This window comes from Psychrobacter sp. CLB018, assembly GCF_041222815.1.
GTDB classification, from domain to species: domain Bacteria; phylum Pseudomonadota; class Gammaproteobacteria; order Pseudomonadales; family Moraxellaceae; genus Psychrobacter; species Psychrobacter faecalis.
The window spans coordinates 1,798,017-1,819,203 of sequence record NZ_CP166085.1 but is presented as its reverse complement, the minus strand read 5'-3'; the positions used below and the strand labels follow the sequence as shown (position 1 = coordinate 1,819,203).

Annotated in this window: 18 protein-coding genes and 1 pseudogene; 13 read left to right on the top strand and 6 right to left on the bottom strand. The window is 44.1% G+C overall.

Features of this window, described 5'->3' with window-relative positions; genetic code table 11:
* Positions 1-23: 23 nt before the first annotated feature.
* Positions 24-215, top strand: coding sequence for an NF038104 family lipoprotein (locus AB8P72_RS07715; protein WP_305935569.1), 192 nt, complete (start codon positions 24-26; stop codon positions 213-215).
* Between the two features lie 145 nt (positions 216-360).
* Here AB8P72_RS07715 and purB read toward each other — a convergent pair whose 3' ends face one another.
* Both purB and mnmA read right to left on the bottom strand, forming a co-directional pair.
* Positions 361-1,752 (bottom strand): adenylosuccinate lyase, encoded by a 1,392-nt coding sequence (gene purB / locus AB8P72_RS07710; protein WP_305935568.1) that lies wholly within the window; start codon positions 1,750-1,752, stop codon positions 361-363.
* 89 nt (positions 1,753-1,841) lie between these two features.
* Entirely contained in the window at positions 1,842-2,954 is a 1,113-nt protein-coding gene (gene mnmA, locus AB8P72_RS07705) for a tRNA 2-thiouridine(34) synthase MnmA (protein ID WP_369958284.1), read from the bottom strand.
* A gap of 403 nt (positions 2,955-3,357) precedes the next feature.
* Here mnmA and ispF point away from each other — a divergent pair.
* From ispF to AB8P72_RS07675, 6 genes and pseudogenes are all read left to right on the top strand, one after another.
* Positions 3,358-3,834 (top strand): annotated as a pseudogene (ispF, locus tag AB8P72_RS07700) (2-C-methyl-D-erythritol 2,4-cyclodiphosphate synthase); the annotation flags it as partial.
* 217 nt (positions 3,835-4,051) lie between these two features.
* A complete protein-coding gene (grxD, locus tag AB8P72_RS07695; protein WP_068408679.1) occupies positions 4,052-4,402 on the top strand; it encodes a Grx4 family monothiol glutaredoxin in 351 nt (116 codons plus the stop codon).
* Positions 4,403-4,603: 201 nt separating this feature from the next.
* Positions 4,604-5,152 (top strand): hypothetical protein, encoded by a 549-nt coding sequence (locus AB8P72_RS07690; RefSeq protein ID WP_102077193.1) that lies wholly within the window; start codon positions 4,604-4,606, stop codon positions 5,150-5,152.
* Positions 5,153-5,411: 259 nt separating this feature from the next.
* Positions 5,412-7,307 carry a tRNA uridine-5-carboxymethylaminomethyl(34) synthesis enzyme MnmG gene (gene mnmG, locus AB8P72_RS07685; RefSeq protein WP_193029967.1) on the top strand — a complete coding sequence of 632 codons (1,896 nt, stop codon included), beginning with the start codon at positions 5,412-5,414 and terminating at the stop codon, positions 7,305-7,307.
* 203 nt (positions 7,308-7,510) lie between these two features.
* Positions 7,511-7,714, top strand: coding sequence for a ChaB family protein (locus AB8P72_RS07680; RefSeq protein ID WP_193029968.1), 204 nt, complete (start codon positions 7,511-7,513; stop codon positions 7,712-7,714).
* 223 nt (positions 7,715-7,937) lie between these two features.
* Complete coding sequence (locus tag AB8P72_RS07675) at positions 7,938-8,897, top strand: AEC family transporter (protein WP_068408685.1); 960 nt, start codon at positions 7,938-7,940, stop codon at positions 8,895-8,897.
* Between the two features lie 119 nt (positions 8,898-9,016).
* Here the strand turns inward: AB8P72_RS07675 and AB8P72_RS07670 are convergent, their stop codons facing one another.
* The 3 genes from AB8P72_RS07670 to AB8P72_RS07660 all read right to left on the bottom strand — a co-directional run bounded on the left by AB8P72_RS07670 (position 9,017) and on the right by AB8P72_RS07660 (position 11,477).
* Positions 9,017-9,169 (bottom strand): hypothetical protein, encoded by a 153-nt coding sequence (locus tag AB8P72_RS07670; RefSeq protein ID WP_156508559.1) that lies wholly within the window; start codon positions 9,167-9,169, stop codon positions 9,017-9,019.
* A gap of 48 nt (positions 9,170-9,217) precedes the next feature.
* Positions 9,218-10,219, bottom strand: coding sequence for an LLM class flavin-dependent oxidoreductase (locus AB8P72_RS07665; RefSeq protein ID WP_068408687.1), 1,002 nt, complete (start codon positions 10,217-10,219; stop codon positions 9,218-9,220).
* A gap of 328 nt (positions 10,220-10,547) precedes the next feature.
* The gene (locus tag AB8P72_RS07660; protein ID WP_198328858.1) at positions 10,548-11,477 is read right to left on the bottom strand and encodes a LysR substrate-binding domain-containing protein; all 930 of its coding nucleotides are present in this window, start codon (positions 11,475-11,477) and stop codon (positions 10,548-10,550) included.
* 474 nt (positions 11,478-11,951) lie between these two features.
* Between AB8P72_RS07660 and AB8P72_RS07655 the strand changes: the two genes are divergently transcribed.
* From AB8P72_RS07655 to AB8P72_RS07635, 5 genes are all read left to right on the top strand, one after another.
* The gene (locus AB8P72_RS07655; RefSeq protein WP_102077180.1) at positions 11,952-13,868 is read left to right on the top strand and encodes an MFS transporter; all 1,917 of its coding nucleotides are present in this window, start codon (positions 11,952-11,954) and stop codon (positions 13,866-13,868) included.
* Between the two features lie 65 nt (positions 13,869-13,933).
* Entirely contained in the window at positions 13,934-14,842 is a 909-nt protein-coding gene (gene prmC / locus AB8P72_RS07650) for a peptide chain release factor N(5)-glutamine methyltransferase (protein ID WP_068408692.1), read from the top strand.
* Between the two features lie 102 nt (positions 14,843-14,944).
* Positions 14,945-15,739, top strand: a complete 795-nt coding sequence (locus AB8P72_RS07645) for a HesA/MoeB/ThiF family protein (RefSeq protein ID WP_068408693.1) — start codon at positions 14,945-14,947, stop codon at positions 15,737-15,739.
* A gap of 69 nt (positions 15,740-15,808) precedes the next feature.
* Positions 15,809-17,164 (top strand): AarF/ABC1/UbiB kinase family protein, encoded by a 1,356-nt coding sequence (locus AB8P72_RS07640; protein ID WP_068408695.1) that lies wholly within the window; start codon positions 15,809-15,811, stop codon positions 17,162-17,164.
* A gap of 119 nt (positions 17,165-17,283) precedes the next feature.
* Complete coding sequence (locus AB8P72_RS07635; protein ID WP_369957561.1) at positions 17,284-18,612, top strand: YbfB/YjiJ family MFS transporter; 1,329 nt, start codon at positions 17,284-17,286, stop codon at positions 18,610-18,612.
* Here AB8P72_RS07635 and AB8P72_RS07630 read toward each other — a convergent pair.
* Positions 18,609-19,097 carry an Lrp/AsnC family transcriptional regulator gene (locus tag AB8P72_RS07630; protein WP_068408697.1) on the bottom strand — a complete coding sequence of 163 codons (489 nt, stop codon included), beginning with the start codon at positions 19,095-19,097 and terminating at the stop codon, positions 18,609-18,611. The genes AB8P72_RS07635 and AB8P72_RS07630 overlap by 4 nt on opposite strands.
* A gap of 227 nt (positions 19,098-19,324) precedes the next feature.
* On the opposite strand from AB8P72_RS07630, the gene leuA reads away from it, so the two are divergent.
* Complete coding sequence (gene leuA / locus AB8P72_RS07625) at positions 19,325-21,109, top strand: 2-isopropylmalate synthase (protein ID WP_198328861.1); 1,785 nt, start codon at positions 19,325-19,327, stop codon at positions 21,107-21,109.
* Positions 21,110-21,187: the final 78 nt, after the last annotated feature.

The window sequence follows — 21,187 nt, the reverse complement described above, 5'->3', positions numbered from 1 at the left end:
ACCTCATCAATCGTAGGAAGTTTATGAAAAAATTACATTTTATCGTTATTATCGCCAGCGTATTTTTATTACAAGCTTGTGTGCACAAGGTTGTAACCGTGCCGGCAAAGATCGCTTATAAAACTACCAAAGGCGTGGTCAAAGGTACTGTGGCGGTCGGTAAAGCTATCATACCGGGCGACAGTGATGACGAGGATAAAAAAGATAAAAAATAAAACCTTACCCATTAACTAACTGTCTTTTAAGACAAGTAATAGTAGGTAAGGTTAATGTTTTTCTTAATATAAATAAATAGGCAGTCCTACTCATTTATATCTATTTCAAAATATGTCCGCTAGCTACTTCAAGCTTGATCAGAGATTAAATCTTAGCAATCCAGTCTTTAATCGTGCGAGCTTGCTCAGCGGCATTACCAGTATAAGTCGCAGGCGTCAGCTCACGTAGGCGCGCTTTATCGCTATCTGAAACCGCAGATAATTCATCGCTTTCTACGAAAGTCAGCATGGCCTCACGTGTCATGGCATTGCCACGGGTCAAGGCTTTAAGTTTCTCGTACGGGTTCTCAACACGGTAACGACGCATGACCGTCTGAATCGGCTCAGCCAATACTTCTTGCGCGTTATCCAAATCGTCATTTAAACGCTGTGCATTCAATTCAAGTTTACCAACGCCTTTTAAGCACGCATCATAAGCAATCATACTTTGCGCCAGCCCAACACCAATATTGCGCAGTACAGTCGAGTCTGATAAATCGCGCTGCATACGTGAAATTGGTAGTTTTTCACCCAAATGTGCAAGCATCGCGTTCGCCACGCCTAAGTTACCTTCTGAGTTTTCAAAATCAATTGGGTTGACCTTATGCGGCATGGTAGAAGAACCTACTTCACCGTCTTTTAGGCGCTGCTTAAAATAGCCTAAGCTAATATATTGCCAAATATCACGGTTAAAATCGATTAATATAGTATTGAAACGTTTTACCGCATCAAACAATTCAGCGATATAGTCATGCGGCTCTATTTGGGTGGTGTAAGGGTTAAACGTTAGCGCTAGGTGCTGGTCAATAAACTGCTCAGCGTGTGCTTGCCAATCAATATTAGGATAGGCTGAGAAGTGCGCGTTATAGTTACCGACTGCGCCATTGATTTTACCGAGTAGCTCAACTTGACCGATTTGTTTGATTTGGCGGGCTAAGCGATAAGCGACGTTTGCCATCTCTTTACCAAGCGTCGTTGGGCTAGCAGTTTGACCGTGCGTGCGTGATAGCATTGGCTGGTCAGCATGAGTAATCGCCAAATCAACAATGCTGTCGGTTACTTGCTGCATTTTAGCAACCACAATCTCGCGGCTGTCTTTTAGCATCAATGCGTATGACAAGTTGTTGATATCTTCACTGGTACAAGCGAAATGAATAAACTCCAAGCTGTCTTCTAATTGTTGATTACCACGGAATTTGTCTTTGATAAAGTATTCAACCGCTTTTACATCATGGTTGGTGGTTGCTTCGATATCTTTAATCGCTTGCGCGTCCGCTTCGCTAAAGTCGTCAACGATGCTGTTTAGAAAGGCATTGGTATCGGCATCAAACGCTGCTAATTCGCCAATCGCACTATTATCTGCCAATGACTGCAACCAACGAATCTCGACGGTAACGCGGGCTTTAATCAGACCAAATTCAGATAGATACGGACGCAAGCTGTCGGCTTTAGAAGCGTAACGGCCATCGATTGGAGAGAGTGCGGTAAGTGGAGTCATAGTGATGCCTCAAATAGTTGTCAAAAGTAACAGGAGTAAAAGTGATAAAAATAAGCAAAAAATGAAGAAAGGTTGAAAGTTATTTAAAATCAAAACCCACAAGGCGCATCGATAGCGGCAATCACACCGCCACCAAGACACACCTCATCGATATAAAATACCGCTGATTGACCAGGCGTAACGGCACGTTGTGGCTCATCAAATACCACACGGACTTCACTGCCGTCATCATTTAGCGCATAAACACGGCAGGCCTGATCGGGCTGACGATAGCGAGATTTTGCCATACAGCGTAAGCCTTCCGTGCTGAAAATATCGGCAGGCGGCAAGCCATCGACCCAGTCAAGCTTATAAGCTTGTAGCTCATTACTCATTAGCATCGGATGCTCATGACCTTGACCGACGATTAAACGGTTTTTAGCCAAATCCTTTGCCAGTACAAACCAAGGCTCTTCTGGACGGTCTTTGACGCCGCCGATACCGATGCCGCCACGCTGACCTAAAGTATAATACATCAAGCCATCATGCTGACCTATCACATGACCGTCGTCAGTGACGATATCGCCTTTTTGTGCTGGCAAGTACTGTTGCAAAAAGTCTTTAAAACGGCGCTCACCAATAAAGCAAATACCAGTAGAATCTTTCTTTTTAGCCGTCGCCAAGTCATGTTCTTCAGCGATTTGACGCACGACTGGTTTTTCAAGCTCACCTACGGGGAATAACGTCTTAGCGATTTTATCGCCGCCGACCGCATGTAAGAAGTAGCTTTGGTCTTTATTATTATCCAGTCCACACAAGAGCTGGGCGACGGTTTCGCCGTTGTTATTTTCATAGTTCAGGCTGCGGCGCGTATAGTGACCGGTGGCAATATAGTCAGCACCGAGAGTCAACGCATAATCTAAAAACGCTTTAAATTTGATTTCTTTATTGCATAAAATATCTGGATTTGGCGTGCGTCCGGCTTTGTACTCTGCTAAGAAATGCTCAAAAACGCGATCCCAATATTCCATTGCAAAGTTGGCGGTGTGCAGCTTGATACCGATTTTGTCACATACCGCTTGCGCATCTGCTAGGTCGTCCATCGCCGTACAGTATTCGGTGCCGTCATCTTCTTCCCAATTCTTCATAAACAGACCTTCCACTTTAAAGCCTGCTTGCTGGAGCAAAACGGCAGATACGGAAGAGTCGACGCCGCCTGACATACCAACGATGACGTGCTTACTGCTAGGATTGACAATATCGGCAAGCGTCAAAGGACGATGGATGCTAAAAGCGTCTGAAACGGGTAGACTTGAGGTGTTTGGCGTGGCTGACATAGAATTGCTCAACAATTTATACCTTATCCAAAGTGTGACATGACGCTATTCATCAATAAAACGACTAAGAGTGATAAACTTAGGCAACTGATGAAGTCATTTCGTTTTTTGGACAGGGTATTTTGGTCTGGGTATTGTGATAAAATAAGCGTCATATTATAGCAGTTAATCGTAAGCGGTGGCGAGCTATGCACGCTCATGTTGGCTAAAAGCGCTTTAGAAATTTAGATAGCGGTTCTAAATTATTTTAATCACTCTTCATTCACTTAGTAATTCACTTGGAATAATAATGATAAAAATTGGTCAAGGTATCGATGTCCATGCGTTTCATAATACGGGCGAGCAGCAGCAATATGTGATATTAGCAGGCGTGCCGATAGAGCATACCCATAGTTTGCTGGCGCATTCTGATGGCGATGTGGTGCTCCATGCGCTTGCTGACGCGCTGCTTGGTGCATTGGCACTTGGGGATATTGGGCAACATTTCCCAGATACCGATGCCGCGCACGCTGGTTTGGATTCGCGCGTACTACTCCGTTATGTGTATGGTAAAGTCCAAGCTGCCGGTTATACTTTAGGGAATGCTGATATTACTGTGATGTGTGAGCGCCCAAAATTGGCACCCTATAATTTGGCAATGCGCGAAAATATCGCCAGTGACTTGCAAACAGCTGTGAGTAATGTCAGCATTAAAGCCACAACGACTGAAAAACTGGGCTTTACTGGTCGCCAAGAGGGTATTATGGCCAATGCCGTGGTATTATTGGTACCAAATATGATGATGTCTGACGACAATATGGCTAGCAATACTATTTCTGATGTTAACGTTTCAGATGTTAATATGCCTGATGTTTAATCCCTAATGGCTTAGTAGTCAGTGATGAGGGTTGCAATAAACGGCAATCGCCCCATGTAGCAGCCACAGGCCAAATTTAGCGTGACATATCTCTTTTTGATAATAGTTTTAATAAATAGGAGCTTTTATGAGTGAGCAAACCCCAAATACTGCTGCAAACGATGTTGAACAGCTGATTCGTGATCAAATCAAAGACAATAAAGTCATCCTTTATATGAAAGGCACGCCGCAGTTTCCACAGTGTGGTTTTTCTGCTAAGTCGATTGAGGTTTTGACCCAAATTGGCCGTCCGTTTGCCTATGTTAATATTCTAGAAAACCCAGAAATTCGTGCTACGTTACCGAAGATTGCTAATTGGCCAACGTTCCCGCAATTATGGATTGACGGTGAATTGATGGGTGGTTCAGACATCATTTTACAGATGTACCAATCAGGCGAGCTAAAACCTTTGGTTGAAGCCAATAGTCCTGCTGCTTAATGATTAAGCGTTTTTATTGGGCAGTTAATAAGCCTCAATAAATCATTTAGAAATTGCAGCAAAGTAAACCTGAATAGCCATTCTACTTTATGAAGAAAGGCTATTCGGGTTTTTTATTGTCTATGCAATTTATTGTTTTTATCGCTTTTAGCCCCATATAGTGTCCAAGATAAATATATTTTGCCTAAAAGCGAGAGTTATATGAGTAATCACTTAGCAAACACGGAATTGCCAAACACAGAATTAACGGAGCAGCAGGAGGCGGCTGAACAAGCGGCTATCGAAAAACGCCGCGAGTATCTAAAAAACGAATCAACCCGTTTAATCGATATGGCGGGCAGTGAGCCAAATTCTGCCCTTAAATGTATCCATCAGCTTAGCGTAGCAGGCGGCGCAACCGAAGCGACTTATATTGCCATTGAGCAGCGTATCGTCGCGGATCAAGATGCAGCTGGTGCTTATCATTTGGCATTATTGGCACAAAACACCCCTGATTTACCCATCGATGCGCGGCAACTTATTGAGATGGTTGTGCTAAAGGGTGATAACGCTCAGCGTTTGGCTTTGCTAAAAAACTTGCCATTGCCGCCTGTTGAGATGATTAAAGAGCAAATCTTGGCGACCAATGACGGCGACGCTATTGGGCAGATGAATGCCTATTTGCAGATTAACCCAGAAGCTTACGGCAGCCACCATATGCTGGCCAGTGGGCAGGCTGACCGCATTGTACCACTCAGTCCTGGTAAATAAATCCATTCGAGGTTTATCAAGCTTTTATTGATGCACCTTTATGATTAATGGCAATAGCAGTTAATTTAAATAGTTTTTCGTATAACGTTTTTTAAACGGTAAAAAATTGTTATAATTACCGGCTATTTTACCTATCTTTAATGGCTCATCTGAGTCGTTATCTCTTTTTTAAATTCGACTGACGCTTATTGACCAGCAGCCATGCTATGCAGCGATAGCCTCTGGCTCACGGTTGCGTCGAGAGTCAAGTGAGGCATACATGCAATACCCAAAAAATTACGACGTGATAGTGATCGGCGGCGGTCATGCTGGCACAGAAGCAGCTTTGGCGGCCGCACGTATGGGTGCGCAAACGTTACTCTTGACGCATAATATCGAGACGCTAGGGCAGATGAGCTGTAACCCTGCGATTGGTGGTATTGGTAAATCGCATTTGGTACGTGAGATTGATGCGCTTGGCGGCGCGATGGCATTAGCGACGGACAAATCTGGCATCCAGTTTCGAGTGCTTAATAGTCGTAAAGGTGCTGCCGTGCGTGCCACGCGTGCGCAAGCGGATCGCATCCTTTATAAAGCCGCTATTCGTCATACGCTTGAGAACCAGCCAAACCTTGATATATTCCAACAAGCAGCTGATGATATCTTAGTCGAAAATGGTCGCGCGACCGCTGTTGTGACGGCAACGGGTATTATTTTTAACACCCAAACTGTGGTGCTGACTTCAGGAACGTTTTTAGGCGGTGTCATTCATATCGGTTTGGAGAATTCAAAAGGCGGACGCGCAGGCGATCAGCCTTCTATCAAGCTTGCTGACCGTTTACGCGAATTGAAATTACCCGTTGGTCGCTTAAAGACCGGGACGCCAGCACGTATTGATGCACGTAGCGTTGACTTTAGTGTCATGATGGTACAGCCAGGCGATACACCGCTGCCGGTGATGAGCTATATGGGCGATGTGTCCATGCATCCTGAACAGGTCAATTGCTATATCACCCATACCAATGCGCGCACCCATGACATTATCCGTGAAAACCTAGACCGCTCACCGATGTTCTCAGGCAAAATCGAAGGCGTAGGGCCACGTTATTGTCCGTCTATTGAAGATAAGATTCACCGTTTTGCCGATAAAGACAGTCATCAAATCTTTATTGAGCCAGAAGGTTTGACCACGCATGAGCTATATCCAAATGGTATCTCAACCAGCTTGCCGTTTGATGTGCAATTAGACTTTATCCATAGTATGAAAGGTCTTGAGAACGCACACATCACCCGTCCCGGTTATGCGATTGAGTATGATTATTTTGATCCGCAGAACCTAAAACCAACGCTTGAGACCAAATCAATCGATCGTTTGTACTTTGCTGGTCAAATCAATGGTACGACCGGTTACGAAGAAGCGGGCGTACAAGGTTTATTAGCCGGCACCAATGCGGCATTGGTCACCTGTGAAAACAGTGAGTTTGACGTTTGGACGCCGCGCCGCGATGAAGCATATCTTGGCGTACTGGTCGATGACTTGATTACGCATGGTACCACTGAGCCATATCGTATGTTTACCAGCCGCGCCGAATATCGTTTGCTACTGCGTGAAGACAATGCTGATCAGCGTTTGACTGAGACTGGTCGCAAGCTTGGTTTGGTAGATGATGTGCGCTGGCAAGCTTATCAAGAAAAAATGGAAGCCATTGCTACCGAAACCTCGCGCCTTAAAGACATCTGGGCAACCCCTGCTAATGCTTTAGGTCAGCAAGTCACGGCGCAGACAGGCGAGGTGCTGTCTAAAGAATCGACTGCGTATGATTTATTAAAACGTCCGCAAATACATTTTACTGATATCGCTGCTATCACCGGCTCAGAGGTTGATAGCCAAGTCGGTGAGCAGATTGAGATTTCTGTTAAATACGCCGGCTACATTGACCGTCAGCAAGAAGATATCGATCAGATGAAGCGTTTGGAAAATACTGCCTTGCCAATGGATTTTGACTATAGTGTGGTATCAGGATTGTCCAATGAGATTGTGCAAAAGCTGGCGCAAATTCGTCCTGCCACGCTTGCTCAAGCGGGACGTATCAGCGGGGTCACGCCTGCTGCCATTCAGCTATTGGCGATGACCGTCAAGAAGCAGAAAAAAGCCCAAGCGGCGTTAAACTCGTAATAATGGTTTAGCAAATCTTGAAGCTTTAACCTATGATTATAAAAGAAGCCCGTAATGACAAAGCGTTATGGGCTTTTTTATGGCAAATACCTTAACAATTTCAAAACAGTTTGCCGATGTAAAACTTGATAATTTAAGACGTGCTGGTTTAAAAAATAGAAAGCTTTAAAAATAATTAAAAGTGAATAACAAGGAGAAAATCTATGCCTTACGATAAATTGTCTGAATTACCCGATTCGGTAAAAGATGATCTGCCAAAGCATGCGCAAGAAATCTTTTTGGCCGCATTCAATAGCGCCAGTAAACAATATGACGATGAATCACGCTGGTTTGCTACCGCATGGGCCGCTGTCGAAAACAGTTATGAGAAAAACTCGGACGGCAAGTGGGTGAAAAAGTCTGATTAGGGCGTGTTTTCATTTTAAAATTTTAACCATTTTTAGCCCATTTAGATATACATCGATTGAATTGAGAACACGCCCTCGTATTCAAATCAGCAATAGCGGCGTTATATACACTATAATAAAATAGCTTTCCGTTATCCAAGCTAACCCATTTTAAAATACCTACTCACCATTGCTGTTTATTTAACAATATAGCTTTGGATATATTCATAACCTGAGCTTATTTATGACCGCTGCTATTATTTTTGCCATTACCATCGTATTGCCCAACCTTGTTTTGATGGGGTTGGGTTTTTTTATGCAAAGGCGCGGCGAGGCAAGCCAAGCTTTTATCGATCAAGCATCCAGCTTTGTCTTTAATTACTGTTTGCCGTGCTTACTGTTTTTTAGCGTGGTTGATAGTGAGGTCGATTATGCCAAACAAATGACTTTAATCATTGCTGGTATTGTCGTGACCTTTATTTTGTTTATAGGCGCAGAAATTTATGCCAAGGCTTTTGTCGATAAGCCTGCCGACCAAGGGGTGTTTGTACAAGGTATCTTTCGCAGTAATATGGCGATTATCGGTCTGGCAACCGTCGCTAATGCCTACGGCGAGCAGGGTTTAAGTATTGGTGCCGTCTATATGGGGGTGGTGACGATATTATTTAATATCTTAGCGGTCATTACCTTAAGCCGGGTGTCTAAAAGCGCGGACGATACGTGGATCAGTCGCAGCATAATGATTGTCAAAAAACTGTTTACCAATCCGCTAATTATCGCCTTGGTCGCAGCTTTTGCTTATAAAGCCCTGCCGTTACCGCCTATTAGCGGAGTTATTCATACGACTGGCGACTTATTGGCAGCGGTGGCATTGCCGTTGGCACTGATTTGCGCGGGTGCAAGTATCGATTTAAAGTCGATGTTGCATCCATCTGGCCTGTCTATGCAAGCTAGTATTGGACGTATTGTGATTGCGCCTATAATCGCTATTGCAGTCGGATTGGGTTTTGGCTTATCAGGCGTGCATATGGGCGTGCTGTTTTTGATGGTGGCGTCACCGACGGCGGCGGCCAGTTATGTGATGGCGAAAGCCATGGGCGGTAATGATATATTGGCGGCCAATATTTTAGCATTTACCACCGTGGTGGCAATGTTTGGTATGGCGATTGGCGCGGCGATATTACGCGGATTAGGGTGGATATAGCATCGATAATAATGTTAGGTATATGAGAAATGCTTTCGCTTTTAATAAAAATAAAAACAGTCGTTATAAAAAAGTCCCCTTTTCCAATTGGAAAAGGGGACTTTTAACATTTATTGTCGTTATCTCATATTGTCTTTATCATGCTTATTCACGCGGCGATGTTTGCGTTTAGGGCTAACACGATACGTCAAATAACCGCCAATAATCAAGACCACAATAAAAGCGACGATGTATAAAAATATTGATGAGCCGATAAAGGCAGAAGGTTCCATGACCATAATCTCCTTAAGGTTTATCAATAATTATGCAAGCGGCGCAGGTTATTGTAAAGTAAACAAGTTTAACTCAGATGTAAGTTCAAGTGAACGCAGACGCGCTGCTTGATCGTAAACGTTGGCAGTGACAATCAGCTCATCTGGTTGATACTTTGCGATAAATTCTGCCAGTTTTGGTTTGACCGTTTCGACAGAACCAACAAATGACACCGATAAAGCGTTGTCTACCATCATTTTTTCCGCCGGGCTCCAGATGTTATCCATATCATGAGTTGGCATTGGCATTTGTCCACGCTCACCGCGGCGCAAGCGGACAAAGCTTTGCTGTGCTGAAGTAAAGTGATAATGAGCAGTTGCGTCGTCGTCAGCCAGTAGCAGGTTAGCCGCCAGCATCACATAAGGCTTATCTAGATGCGCCGATGGTTTAAACTGTTCGCGATAGGCATTAATCGCTTGTGTCATCATCTGCGGCGCAAAATGCGAGGCAAAAACGTATGGTAGGCCCAAATGCGCCGCTAGAGTGGCACCAAACAGTGACGAGCCCAATATCCAAATAGGAATGTTTGATTTCGCCCCTGGGAATGACTGCACAGGACTGTCATCGGTGCCATCACCTAAGAAATACATGAGCTCTTGGACGTCTTGCGGGAAACGATCAGCATCTTGCATTTGACGGCGCAGCGCCTGAAATGTTGCACCATCGGTACCTGGCGCGCGGCCTAGACCTAAATCGACACGATCACCGTATAACGCTTGTAAAGTGCCAAACTGCTCAGCGATGATAAGCGGTGCATGATTGGGCAGCATGACGCCACCAGCCCCGATACGTATGCGCTTGGTTTGGCTACCGATGTGCGATAATAGCACCGATGTCGCTGCACTAGCGATACCCGGCATATTGTGATGCTCGGCCATCCAATAGCGGTTGAAACCAGATTTTTCTGCTTGCTGCGCGATAGCAACGGTTTGGGCAATGCCTTCAGCGATGGTTTTGCCTTCGGGTACGGGTGCTAAATCTAAAAATGATAATGGAATTGTGTTGCTCATGATTCACCTATTTTTAAGTTGTCGCCTTGTAACGACGTTTTTATAGTTAGTTTTTAAATATCAGGAATGAAAAGCAGGCTGATGATTCAATAGCTCATATGATGGGGCAGTTATAGAGAATATAAAGGTCAGCACTTAAGATAGTAACAAATCATAATAATTTGCGGCGTATATAAGAGCAAAAAAGCACCGCTATCTATTGAGAACGGTGCCGTTTGTATTTATGAGAAAAACGATGATTAAGCTAAGTGCTTGAAGTTATTACGAATTGCTTAAGCGCTGAGTTTTAAAAAGCTACTCCTTAAAAAGCTACTGGCTCAGTTAATAACTACTGACTAAATTGCTTTTGGCATAGCTCCATAAAGGCGCGTCCGTATTGACGGATTTCTGCATCATCACGTACCGCCATCCAACTGGTAAAACGCCCAAAATGATTGACAGGAATGGCGGTTAAATTATGATAATGGCTTGGCTCAAATGCCATTTCAGCGATAATACCAATACCCAATCCTAATCCAACATAAGTGCTAATCACATCGGCATCAAGAGCGGCGAGTACGATATCAGGCTCAAGGCCTGCATCGCTAAAGGTTTTATCAATCGCGCCGCGTCCCGTAAAGCCGCCGTGATAAGTCACAATCGGGTAGCTGGCAAGGGTTGGTAAATCAATCGATTCTAAACCCGCCAGCTCATGGTCGCTCGGTACAATAACCCGATGCGTCCAGTCGTAATAACGGTAGCAGCGTAGATAATCATTGTGCAACAAAGATTCGGTCGCAATGCCAATATCCGCCTGCCCACGAATAACCATCTGGGCGATGGTCTCGGGATCTGCTTGTTGCAGAATTAAATTAACTTTAGGGAAACGATCTTTAAATTCTTTGACCACTTTTGGCAATACATAACGCGCTTGCGTGTGCGTGGTCGCAATGGTCAGTGTGCCAATATTGGGATTATTAAAATCCAAACTGAGGTTTTCGATGGTCCGGATTTCAGCAAAGATAGATTCGATATGCGGCATGAGTGCCGTGCCCATGGTCGTCAGCCCTGTCAGGCGTTTGCCTTGGCGCACGAACACTTCGGTTTTAAGCTGGTTCTCAAGTGCCGCGATATGCTTTGATAGACTCGATTGGCTGGTATGCAGCACGGTAGCTGCTTGACTCAAATTATAGCCATTGATTACCGTATGCCACACTGTTTCCAACTGTTTGAGCTGGATTTGTAGATGCCGCTGATTGACCACTACGTCGATTGCCATCATTTAATCCTATATATAAATATACAAACCTCGTCTGTATATAAAAGTAAAAAACTACAAGTATTCAATAAGTCGCTAGTGTAAATCAAAGTTATTATTCTCGTATATAATAAATGGCTATGAATTTATACTAATTTGGAATATAGAGTAATTTATTTTTCTTAAATTGACAATAGATGTTTAAAGCAATAAACAACGAGAGAAAGATTGTTTTAATGTTTAGGTGAGCTACTAATACACGACGTTACCGTATTGAAATAAATGGTGTTGCCAAATGCTATGGTTATTAAGTTAATGCAAAAACATCTAGTCAAGGTTAGCGTTCTCAAGTACCATAATTCAATTTTGTGCTAACGATGGTTTTTGTGCAACGCTGAGCAATTTTTATCGATCCTTTTTATCCGTATTACTGAGAAATGATTGATAAAAATTGTGCGCAGTTGTGTTTTTTATCTCAATTTTTGGTGAGTGATTATGTCTGCTGTCCAACCTGTAACGCCTGAACAACCGATTGCCGAAAAATCATGGGCAGAAGCCGCCAAGGCTTATTTAGATTCGCGCGTTATTATCATGCTGTTTTTAGGGTTTTCGGCCGGTATTCCCATTTTGCTGATTTTTTCCAGTCTGTCGTTATGGTTAAGAGAAGCAGGCATTGACCGCGGTGTCGTCACCATGTTCAGCTGGGCAGCATTGGGATACTCATTTAAGTTTATTTGGGCGCCATTAATCGACGCGCTACCGGTCCCTTTTTTGACCAAATGGTTAGGTCGCCGCCGTAGCTGGATGGTGGTATCGCAGCTGCTGATTGTATTGGCCATTTTTTTGATAGCGACGGTCAACCCTATCAGCGAAGACGTGTTGGTTTATATGGCGGGCGCGGCAGTTTTGTTGGGATTTTCTTCTGCTACCCAAGATATCGTTATTGATGCTTACCGCATTGAGCTGGCACCGCCATCGATGCAGTCTATTTTGTCCTCTATTTATGTGTCAGGTTACCGCATTGGTATGATTGTCGCTGGGGCAGGTGCGCTGTATTTAGCAGATTATTTTGGTTCAACGGAAAGCTTTTATAGTTATGAAGCGTGGCGTAATACCTATTATATTATGGCCGGAGTGATGACTTTAGGCATATTGACCACCTTTGCCAGTTATGAGCCAACCGCTGAGATTCTGCAAAATAATAAGCAAAGAAACAACCTCAAAGTTTTCTTAATTTACTCAGCGTTACTATTAATACCGGCGTTGTTGTTTAGCGCTATATATCTTGTCAATATTCTGATTAATAAAGTTTTTGATAGTAGCATTGCGCTGATACCGCTGATAGCCATGCCGAGCATTAAGTTCTACTTTTTAGCATTGGTTGCTTGTGCGCCATTGCTGCTGCTTTATTTTATGATTAATCAACCTAAAATTATTAATAAAGCGCCATTAGTGGCTGAAACCCGCGAAGACTATGTCAGATTGGTTTTATTGTTTGTGTTTGCCGTCGTCGCATTTATCGCCGCCTATGTTTTGATAGGACAAGGATTGCCTGAGTTTGAAGGCGTGTTTGTCAGCTTTATCAGTGAGACGCTGCATTTGCTAACAAGCTTAGCCGTAGCGCTGGCAGCGGGTTATGCCTTGGTAAAAGTCGGTCTGGTGAAAAAAGAAATTGCGATGGCAACCTGGATTGAGCCTATCTTAGATTTCTTTAGACGCTATGGTAAAAAGGCGTTATTGTTATTGGCCTTGATTGGTTTGTACCGTATCTCAGACATCGTGGCAGGGGTGATATCAAACGTCTTTTATCAAGACATGGGCTTTAGTAAAACCGATATTGCCAATGCGGTCAAACTGGTTGGCGTCATTATGGCGATTGCTGGTGGTTTCTTAGGTGGGCTGTTGGCGCAGCGTTTTCGTATCATGCACGCCATGATGATTGGCGCTATTCTCGCTTGTGCGACCAATTTATTATTTGTGGTGCTGACTTACAACCCTGGCAGCTTGCCGATCATGTATATGGCGGTGATATTTGATAATTTAGCCGCTGGTCTTGCCAGCGCCGTATTTATTGCTTTCTTATCGGCATTGACCTCTATACGTTTTACCGCGGTACAATACGCTATTTTTTCTTCATTGATGACTTTGATACCTAAAGTCATGGGTGGCTATTCGGGCTCTATCGTTGATAGTATGGGCTATCCGTTCTTCTTTATTTTTACCTTTGCGATTGGTATTCCAATTTTAGCGCTGATTTACTTTGTTGATAAATATATCGTTATTGGTGATAACGACGATATTTATGGCGATAGCGATAGCGATGGTGAAGGCGGCAGCGGTATTGGCGATAAGTTAACCAAAGCCAATCCAAACCTAACGGATACCAAAGAGCCGCCCCGCGCTTCAGAGTAGTTAATGCATGACATATAGCCAGTTCAACAGGCTTATTTAGTAAACAGTAATTTTACGAGTTATCTATGAAAGCAGCTACCATTGGGCAAATAAAACAAAAAATTCAGCAATTGACGAATGCAGCTGCAAGCAGTCATTTGCCCTCGTTTTGGCTCACTGATTGGTTGTTGTTTGTCATTGAGCAGCCAAGCTCTTTTTTAATCACGGATGAAAACTATCAACTGACCGATAGCGAGCTTACGCAATTTCATGCGGGTGTGACTAAGATGCAGCAGGGCACGCCCTTGGCGTATTTAACGGGACAGCAAGAATTTTGGTCGCTGAATTTTAAAGTCAATGAGCATACATTGATACCGAGGCCCGATACTGAAGTATTGATCGAACAAGTATTAGCTTGGATAAACTCTCAACCAAAAAGTGCCGATGGCAATAATAAACCAAATCGCCTCTTAGATTTGGGCACTGGCTCTGGCTGTATAGCGATTAGCCTCGCGCATGAGTTAGATAAGCGTCAGCCAAACAATAAGGCTGAGAAATGGCAAGTGGTTGCCGTTGATTTATCGCTAGAAGCGTTAAAAGTCGCTAGGCATAATGCAATGGTAAATGAGGTTGCTGCTGATATTAAGTTTATCCAAAGCAGTTGGTATGAAGTGCTGTCTGCTCAGGATGAGCCATTATTTGATGTGATTGTGTCTAATCCGCCTTATATTGATGAAGAAGATGAGCATTTAGCAAGACTGGTCGCCGAGCCGATTAGCGCCTTAAGCGCCCCCAATCATGGACTTGCCGATATAGCGCATATTGTTAAGCAGGCGCCGCAACACTTACGTAAAGGTGGGCTTTTAGCAATTGAGCATGGTTTTGATCAAGGTGCGAAAGTTCGTCAGCTATTTTTGGACAATCGTTTTGAGTCTGTTCATACTGTGCAGGACTTTGGCGGTAATGACAGGGTGACTTTAGGTCAGCTGTTATAATTGGTTTTTAAGAGTACGTTTTTAAAGGTGAGTCTTTAAGAATAGGTTTTTAATAATGGATATTTTGCTTATAACTTGTGGTGAAAAATAGTGGTAGAAAGTATGACGCACTCCAAAGAAACAGGACAGCTAACAGATGCAGAGCTGCTGCGTTATGCGCGGCAGATATTACTTGATGGCTGGGATATCGATGCGCAGCTACGTTTAAAAGCCTCGCGAGTCGTGATGATTGGCGCAGGCGGTCTCGGTTGTCCTGCTTCTGAGATGTTAGTGCGGGCAGGGCTTGGGCAAGTGCAGCTGATTGATGATGATGTGATTGAAGCCAGTAATCTACAACGGCAAACGCTATTTTTACCTGAAGATATTGGCAAACCTAAGGCGCTGACAGCGGCTCATATGCTGAACAAAATTAACCCTTTGGTTAGGGCGCGTGGGACCGTGGCCAGATTGAGTGAAGACAATGCTTATGAGCTGCTTGAGATGGCATCTGGTAAGCCTGACTTACTTTTAGACTGCACGGATAATTTTGCCACTCGCGATATCATCAACCGCATTAGTGTGCGTTACCAGATTCCGTTATTATCAGCTTCAGCGATAGCCACGCAAGGACAATTGGCACTATATGAGCCGCACTTAAATACCGGCTGCTATCATTGCGTCTTTGGTTCGGTAACAGTCGATGCAGCAGCGGATGAACGTACTTGTGCCAATTCAGGGGTACTCGCCACTACGCCCGCTATTATGGGTAACTTGCAAGCCAATGCAGCGCTACAATATCTAGGATTAACCAAAAATCCACTGACAAATAAGCTGTTAATATGGGATGGTAGCCAGATGCAGCAACGACTGATGGGCTATCGCAAAGATGTGCATTGTCCGATTTGTGCCAAACATTAGCAAGTTGCTCAAGCTTTTTAACTCTTCCTATCCTCATAACCTCCTTTTTATTACTATAGTTGTTTTTTTATGAAAATTCATCGTCCGCATTTATTAAAGCATACCTTTAATGTCGTTAATCGTGTGCGCCAAACCGCAAGCGTTGCTGGTTTGTCAGCACTGAGAGTGGCAAAGGGTGAAAAACCCGATGCGATGCTGTTAAAAGAAACCTTTGAGCAATTGGGCACGACTTATATTAAAATCGGGCAGTTTATCGCCAGTACGCCGTCATTATTTCCGCGCGAATATGTAGAGGCGTTTCAAAGCTGTTTAGATCAAACGACGCCCTTATCCTATGCCTATATTGAACAGGTATTAAAAGAAGAGCTGGCCGCCGCTGGCCTGTCGCTTGAAGAGATTTTTGCTTATATTGACGAAAAACCACTCGCTTCAGCGTCTATTGCCCAAGTGCATGCCGCGCGTTTACATAATGGCGATGAAGTAGTGCTAAAGGTACAAAAACCAGGCGTTGAAACGATTATGCAAACCGATTTGGGCGTCTTGCACGCTATGACCAAGTTGGTTGAGCTACTAATGCCTTCGATGCGCTTTGCCAGTATTGCGCCAATCATCGATGAGATTCGTCTGCGGATGCTTGCCGAAACCGATTTTATTGCTGAGGCGCAAAATATCCGTGATTTTCAGCAGTTTTTAGCGATATCAGGAAATACACGCGTCGTTGCGCCAACTGTCTATGAGGAGCTGACCACCAAGCGCGTGCTGACTATGAGCCGCTTATACGGCGTTTCTATGGTAGATGAAGCCGCCATGCGTCAGTATTGTAATGATCCGGCGCAAGTGATGGCAGATACCCTTAATACTTGGTTTGCCAGTTTGATGCTGTGTAATAGTTTCCATGCAGATTTGCACGCGGGTAACTTGATGCTATTAACCGATGGGCGTATTGGTTTCTTAGACTTCGGTATCGTTGGTAAATTAAAAGCGGAAAGCTGGCGCGCCTGTATGGGTATGATGCAAGCAATGCAAGACAGTGATTATCAAGCAATGGCGCGCCATATGGTTGATATGGAAATGACTCATGGCGGCAATCAGGTTGACGTCGCGGCATTGGGCAATGATTTGCAGCGTATGATGAAAACCATCATGGCAGAAGACAAAGCCTTTACCAGCGGTGTGCCTTTTAATAGTAAAGAGCAAGCTGATGAGCTCAATAAAATGATGCTAGAGATTGTTGAGGTCGGCAAGCGTCATGGTATTCATTTCCCACGTGACTTTGCCTTATTGACCAAGCAAATGCTCTATTTTGATCGCTTTATGCGCACGCTTGCCCCTGACATGGATATGTTTAGCGATCAGCGCGTGCAAATGCTAGGGCAGACAAAAGCAGCTGAACAAGCAAGCAATCCAATTCGCAATATTTCTTAGTAGTAAGCACGTGATAGCAGTAAGTGTTGTATTGAGACGTTTTTCTATTTTTAATTGGTTAGGTATGGCTTTTTTTAACACAAAGGATTGTGGGCGTTTTGCCACAAAATGGCTCTGTCATGATGACTGCTCTTAAAAGCCGTGCTGCTACTATTATTACCCATCAAACGGCGATTGCTTGCATAGGGTTGTATTGTCTGGCAGTAGTGATGGGGTTTGGGCGCTTTTTATTTACCGCCACCTTACCTGATATCATGACGCAATTATCGTTATCGACGGTCATTGCAGGTTGGCTGGCTTCGGTCAATTATAGTGGTTATTTTATTGGGGCGCTGATTGCGATGTTTGTGCCCCAGCGTTTGACATGGCAAATGCTCATAACATGGACAGCCGTCAGCATCGTGACCACCATGCTATTGGTGGTGCCAAATCTGTCATTAAATAGCTGGTATGTTATTCGGTTACTATCGGGTATCGCCAGCGGTGTGGCCATGATTTTAAGCTCATCGCTGGTTATTCAAAACTTTAGCAATGAGCGCTGCTCAGTGCTCTCAGCTTTGCACTATGCGGGGATTGGCGTCGGTATCAGTGCCTCTGCCGTCTTGACATGGTGGCTATTAACGCTCGGTTATCATTTTGATATTATTTGGCTGGTAGCAGGAGTTATCAGTCTGCCGTTATTATGGCTACTTTATGCTATCAGACCACAAAGCTTGATTTCGTCCGCTTCACACTCATCTCAATCCACGTCCTCTAATTTACAATCCTTTCAGCAAAAGGCTCTCAAATCGAAGCCTGCCGAATTAAACCATAACAATCAAAACCTATCTGTACCGCAAGCTTATCGTAATTTTAAACGTTCGTTATATGAAGCGGCCGCTGGTCATAGCAAGGCGATTGCATTACTGTCGGCAAGTTATGTGCTGGCGGGGTTTGGTTATATTACGTCGGCGACTTTTTTGCCAGTCATGGCAACGCAGCGCCTGACAGCACAAAGCTATGCAGGGCTACTGATTTGGTTGGTGGTTGGTATCTTTGCCATGCTATCGAACCCTATTTGGGGCGCGCTTGCCAAGCGTATTGGCGAAAGCAGAACCTTGATGGGGTTGACGTTATTACAAGCGTTTGGCATGTGTTTACCGCTATGGTTTGATGGCGCTATTGGCTTGTACGGTAATGCGGTGATTTTAGGATTAACCTTTGTCGGTATGGTGTCAATGACGCTAAATTTAATTAAAAATATCAATCCCGCTTACTCAAATTTGCTGATTGGACTGGCAACTTTGGCCTATGCCATAGGGCAGTTCATAGGGCCGCTGGTCACGGTAGCGCTGGCAGGGAAACAGGATAATTTTAACGCGGGTTTATTGGTCGCAGCGAGCGGTTTATTAGTGGGATTGGTTTTAGTCTTCTTTTTTCAGCGTCAAGCTCAAAAGCAGTCAAACTAGACCACGCTACGGCTAAAGACTTCTCGTAGCTCAAAACTGGTATGCACTTGAGCGACGCCTTCGATGCGATTGAGCCTATGTAATAAAAATTCTTCATAATGTGCCATATCACGCACCCGTACTTTGATTAGATAATCTTCGGTGCGACCGGTGACAATACTACAGCTCACCACTTCATCGAAACTTTGAATTTTCTCTTCAAAATGCTCAAAGCGATCTGCAGTATGGCGATCCATGCTAATCGCAATAAAAACGGCTAAAGGATAGCCAAGTTTTTGCGCATCGGTCTGGGTATGGTAGCCGGTGATAATACCTGCTTCTTCCAAGCGTTTGATACGGCGCGCGCAAGGGGTCGCCGATAAATTCACCTGCTCGGCAAGCTCGGTAATACTCATACGTGCTTGGGTTTGTAGTAAGCGTAATAACTGTTTGTCGGTAGCATCAATATCTATAGGTAAAACATTGTTCGTATGATTATTTAACATCGGATATCACCTATCTAGTGGAATAATCTAATTATAGGTGAGACAGTGGTCTATTTCACTAAAATTTTATAAATAGTAGCTAAATAAAGCTGATTTCTAGAACAGAAACTTTGTTATTATAATGGCATAAACTTTTATTATCTCGTATGATAAAGAGTGCTTGGTCATTAGTTGCCCAGTTAAAACTATACTTCAACTCAGCTCTTTATGTTATCTAAGGATTGATTATGCCTAATCAAGCAACACGCAATGCAGACCGCGCGCCTGCAAAAGTCACCCCAAAAAATGCCGCTTTTGATTTCCGTAAATATCGTCCATTTGCGTTTGCTCCTGTGCTAGCAGATCGTACATGGCCGAGCAAGACGATTGAGAAATCACCAATTTGGGCAAGCGTGGACCTGCGTGATGGCAATCAGGCGCTGATTGATCCGATGACCATTGAACAAAAAATGCGCTTTTTTAAAACCTTGGTCGATGTGGGTTTTAAAGAGATTGAAATTGGTTTTCCGTCGGCGGCGCAAGTAGAGTTTGATTTTGCTCGCAAGTTGATTGAAGAAAATCATGTCCCTCACGATGTGACCTTGCAAGTATTGGTGCAGGCGCGTGAGCATTTGATTGCCCGTACTTTTGAGTCATTAAAAGGCGCGAAGCGTGCTATCGTCCACGTTTATAACTCAACCAGCCGCGTACAACGCGAAAAAGTATACGCTAAGGATAAAGCAGAAATTAAAGAAATAGCCATTGCTGGCGCTAATTTATTGGTTGAATACGCAGCCAAATATCCTGAAACAGAATGGGTATTTCAGTATTCGCCTGAAAGCTTTAGCCAAACAGAAACGGAATATGCGGTCGAAGTCTGTGACGCGGTGTGTGAGGTTTGGCAGCCTGAAAACGGCCAAGAAGTGATTTTAAACTTGCCGGCGACGGTTGAAGCATCAACGCCAAACGTATTTGCCGACCAAGTTGAGTATTTTTGTCGTCATATTGCCCAGCGTGAGCATGTCACGGTAAGCTTACATACACATAACGACCGTGGCTGTGCGGTAGCTGCTGCCGAGCTTGGCGTGCTTGCTGGTGCCGATCGTATCGAGGGCACTTTGCTTGGCAATGGCGAGCGTACGGGTAATATGGATATCATGGTGATGGCGATGAACTTGTTTAGTCAAGGTATTGACCCCGAGCTTGATTTTAGTAATATGAGCGAGATTGTACAAGTGGTGAGCGAGTGTAATAACTTGCCCCTACATCCGCGCCATCCGTACGTTGGTGAGCTTGTGTTTACCGCCTTCAGCGGCTCGCATCAGGATGCTATTAAAAAATCTCTTGATTACAATGAAAAACATCAAGATGAAACCAATAACGTTTGGGACGTTGCTTATCTGCCGATTGATCCGGCGCACATCGGTCGCAGCTATCAAGATGTGGTGCGTATCAATAGCCAATCTGGTAAAGGTGGCGTTGCTTATATCTTGCAGCGCAATTATGGCTTTAATTTACCGCGCTGGATGCAAATTGACTTTAGCGGCGTGGTCCAAAAACAAGCGGAAAGCGCTGCTCGTGAATTGCAAAACGATGAAATCTTACAAGCCTTTGAAGAGACATATCTACAGCAAGGCAGCTTCGAGCTTCTAGATTATAGTGTCAATAACAAAGGCGGCGAGGTCTACTTTAACGGTCAAGTACAGATGAATGGCGACACCATTACTATTGACGGAACCGGTAATGGTCCTTTGTCATCGTTTATTGATGGGCTTGCGCAGCACACAGGTAAATCTATCCATGTCATCAACTACGCTGAGCATGCGATTAATCCGCAGCACAACAGCGGTAATGGTATCGATGATGATACCAATAATGACAATAAAACCAACGCCAATGCCGCGGCTTACATTCAACTAAATGTTGACGGTGATGTTTACTCAGGCATCGGCACTTGTAGTAGCACGGTATCAGCGATGCTGAAAGGCGCGTTATCTGCTTTTGCTCAAGCGGCTAGTCCAGTTGCTGCTTAATATCGCCTTTAGCCGATAATAAAATAGTTCGATTTACGATGTTAGTCTATAACGCCATGGCTTTTGCAAATTAGCCAT

Excerpts from the sequence above, each read along its gene's own strand:
- AB8P72_RS07655 (WP_102077180.1), top strand. The coding sequence starts at position 11,952 with ATGTCTGCTGTCCAACCTGTAACGCCTGAACAACCGATTGCCGAAAAA.
- leuA (WP_198328861.1), top strand. The coding sequence starts at position 19,325 with ATGCCTAATCAAGCAACACGCAATGCAGACCGCGCGCCTGCAAAAGTC.
- purB (WP_305935568.1), bottom strand. The coding sequence starts at position 1,752 with ATGACTCCACTTACCGCACTCTCTCCAATCGATGGCCGTTACGCTTCT.
- AB8P72_RS07645 (WP_068408693.1), top strand. The coding sequence starts at position 14,945 with ATGACGCACTCCAAAGAAACAGGACAGCTAACAGATGCAGAGCTGCTG.
- prmC (WP_068408692.1), top strand. The coding sequence starts at position 13,934 with ATGAAAGCAGCTACCATTGGGCAAATAAAACAAAAAATTCAGCAATTG.
- AB8P72_RS07680 (WP_193029968.1), top strand. The coding sequence starts at position 7,511 with ATGCCTTACGATAAATTGTCTGAATTACCCGATTCGGTAAAAGATGAT.
- grxD (WP_068408679.1), top strand. The coding sequence starts at position 4,052 with ATGAGTGAGCAAACCCCAAATACTGCTGCAAACGATGTTGAACAGCTG.
- AB8P72_RS07630 (WP_068408697.1), bottom strand. The coding sequence starts at position 19,097 with ATGTTAAATAATCATACGAACAATGTTTTACCTATAGATATTGATGCT.
- AB8P72_RS07665 (WP_068408687.1), bottom strand. The coding sequence starts at position 10,219 with ATGAGCAACACAATTCCATTATCATTTTTAGATTTAGCACCCGTACCC.
- AB8P72_RS07635 (WP_369957561.1), top strand. The coding sequence starts at position 17,284 with ATGATGACTGCTCTTAAAAGCCGTGCTGCTACTATTATTACCCATCAA.
- AB8P72_RS07670 (WP_156508559.1), bottom strand. The coding sequence starts at position 9,169 with ATGGAACCTTCTGCCTTTATCGGCTCATCAATATTTTTATACATCGTC.
- AB8P72_RS07640 (WP_068408695.1), top strand. The coding sequence starts at position 15,809 with ATGAAAATTCATCGTCCGCATTTATTAAAGCATACCTTTAATGTCGTT.
- AB8P72_RS07675 (WP_068408685.1), top strand. The coding sequence starts at position 7,938 with ATGACCGCTGCTATTATTTTTGCCATTACCATCGTATTGCCCAACCTT.
- AB8P72_RS07715 (WP_305935569.1), top strand. The coding sequence starts at position 24 with ATGAAAAAATTACATTTTATCGTTATTATCGCCAGCGTATTTTTATTA.
- mnmG (WP_193029967.1), top strand. The coding sequence starts at position 5,412 with ATGCAATACCCAAAAAATTACGACGTGATAGTGATCGGCGGCGGTCAT.
- AB8P72_RS07660 (WP_198328858.1), bottom strand. The coding sequence starts at position 11,477 with ATGGCAATCGACGTAGTGGTCAATCAGCGGCATCTACAAATCCAGCTC.
- mnmA (WP_369958284.1), bottom strand. The coding sequence starts at position 2,954 with ATGTCAGGCGGCGTCGACTCTTCCGTATCTGCCGTTTTGCTCCAGCAA.
- AB8P72_RS07690 (WP_102077193.1), top strand. The coding sequence starts at position 4,604 with ATGAGTAATCACTTAGCAAACACGGAATTGCCAAACACAGAATTAACG.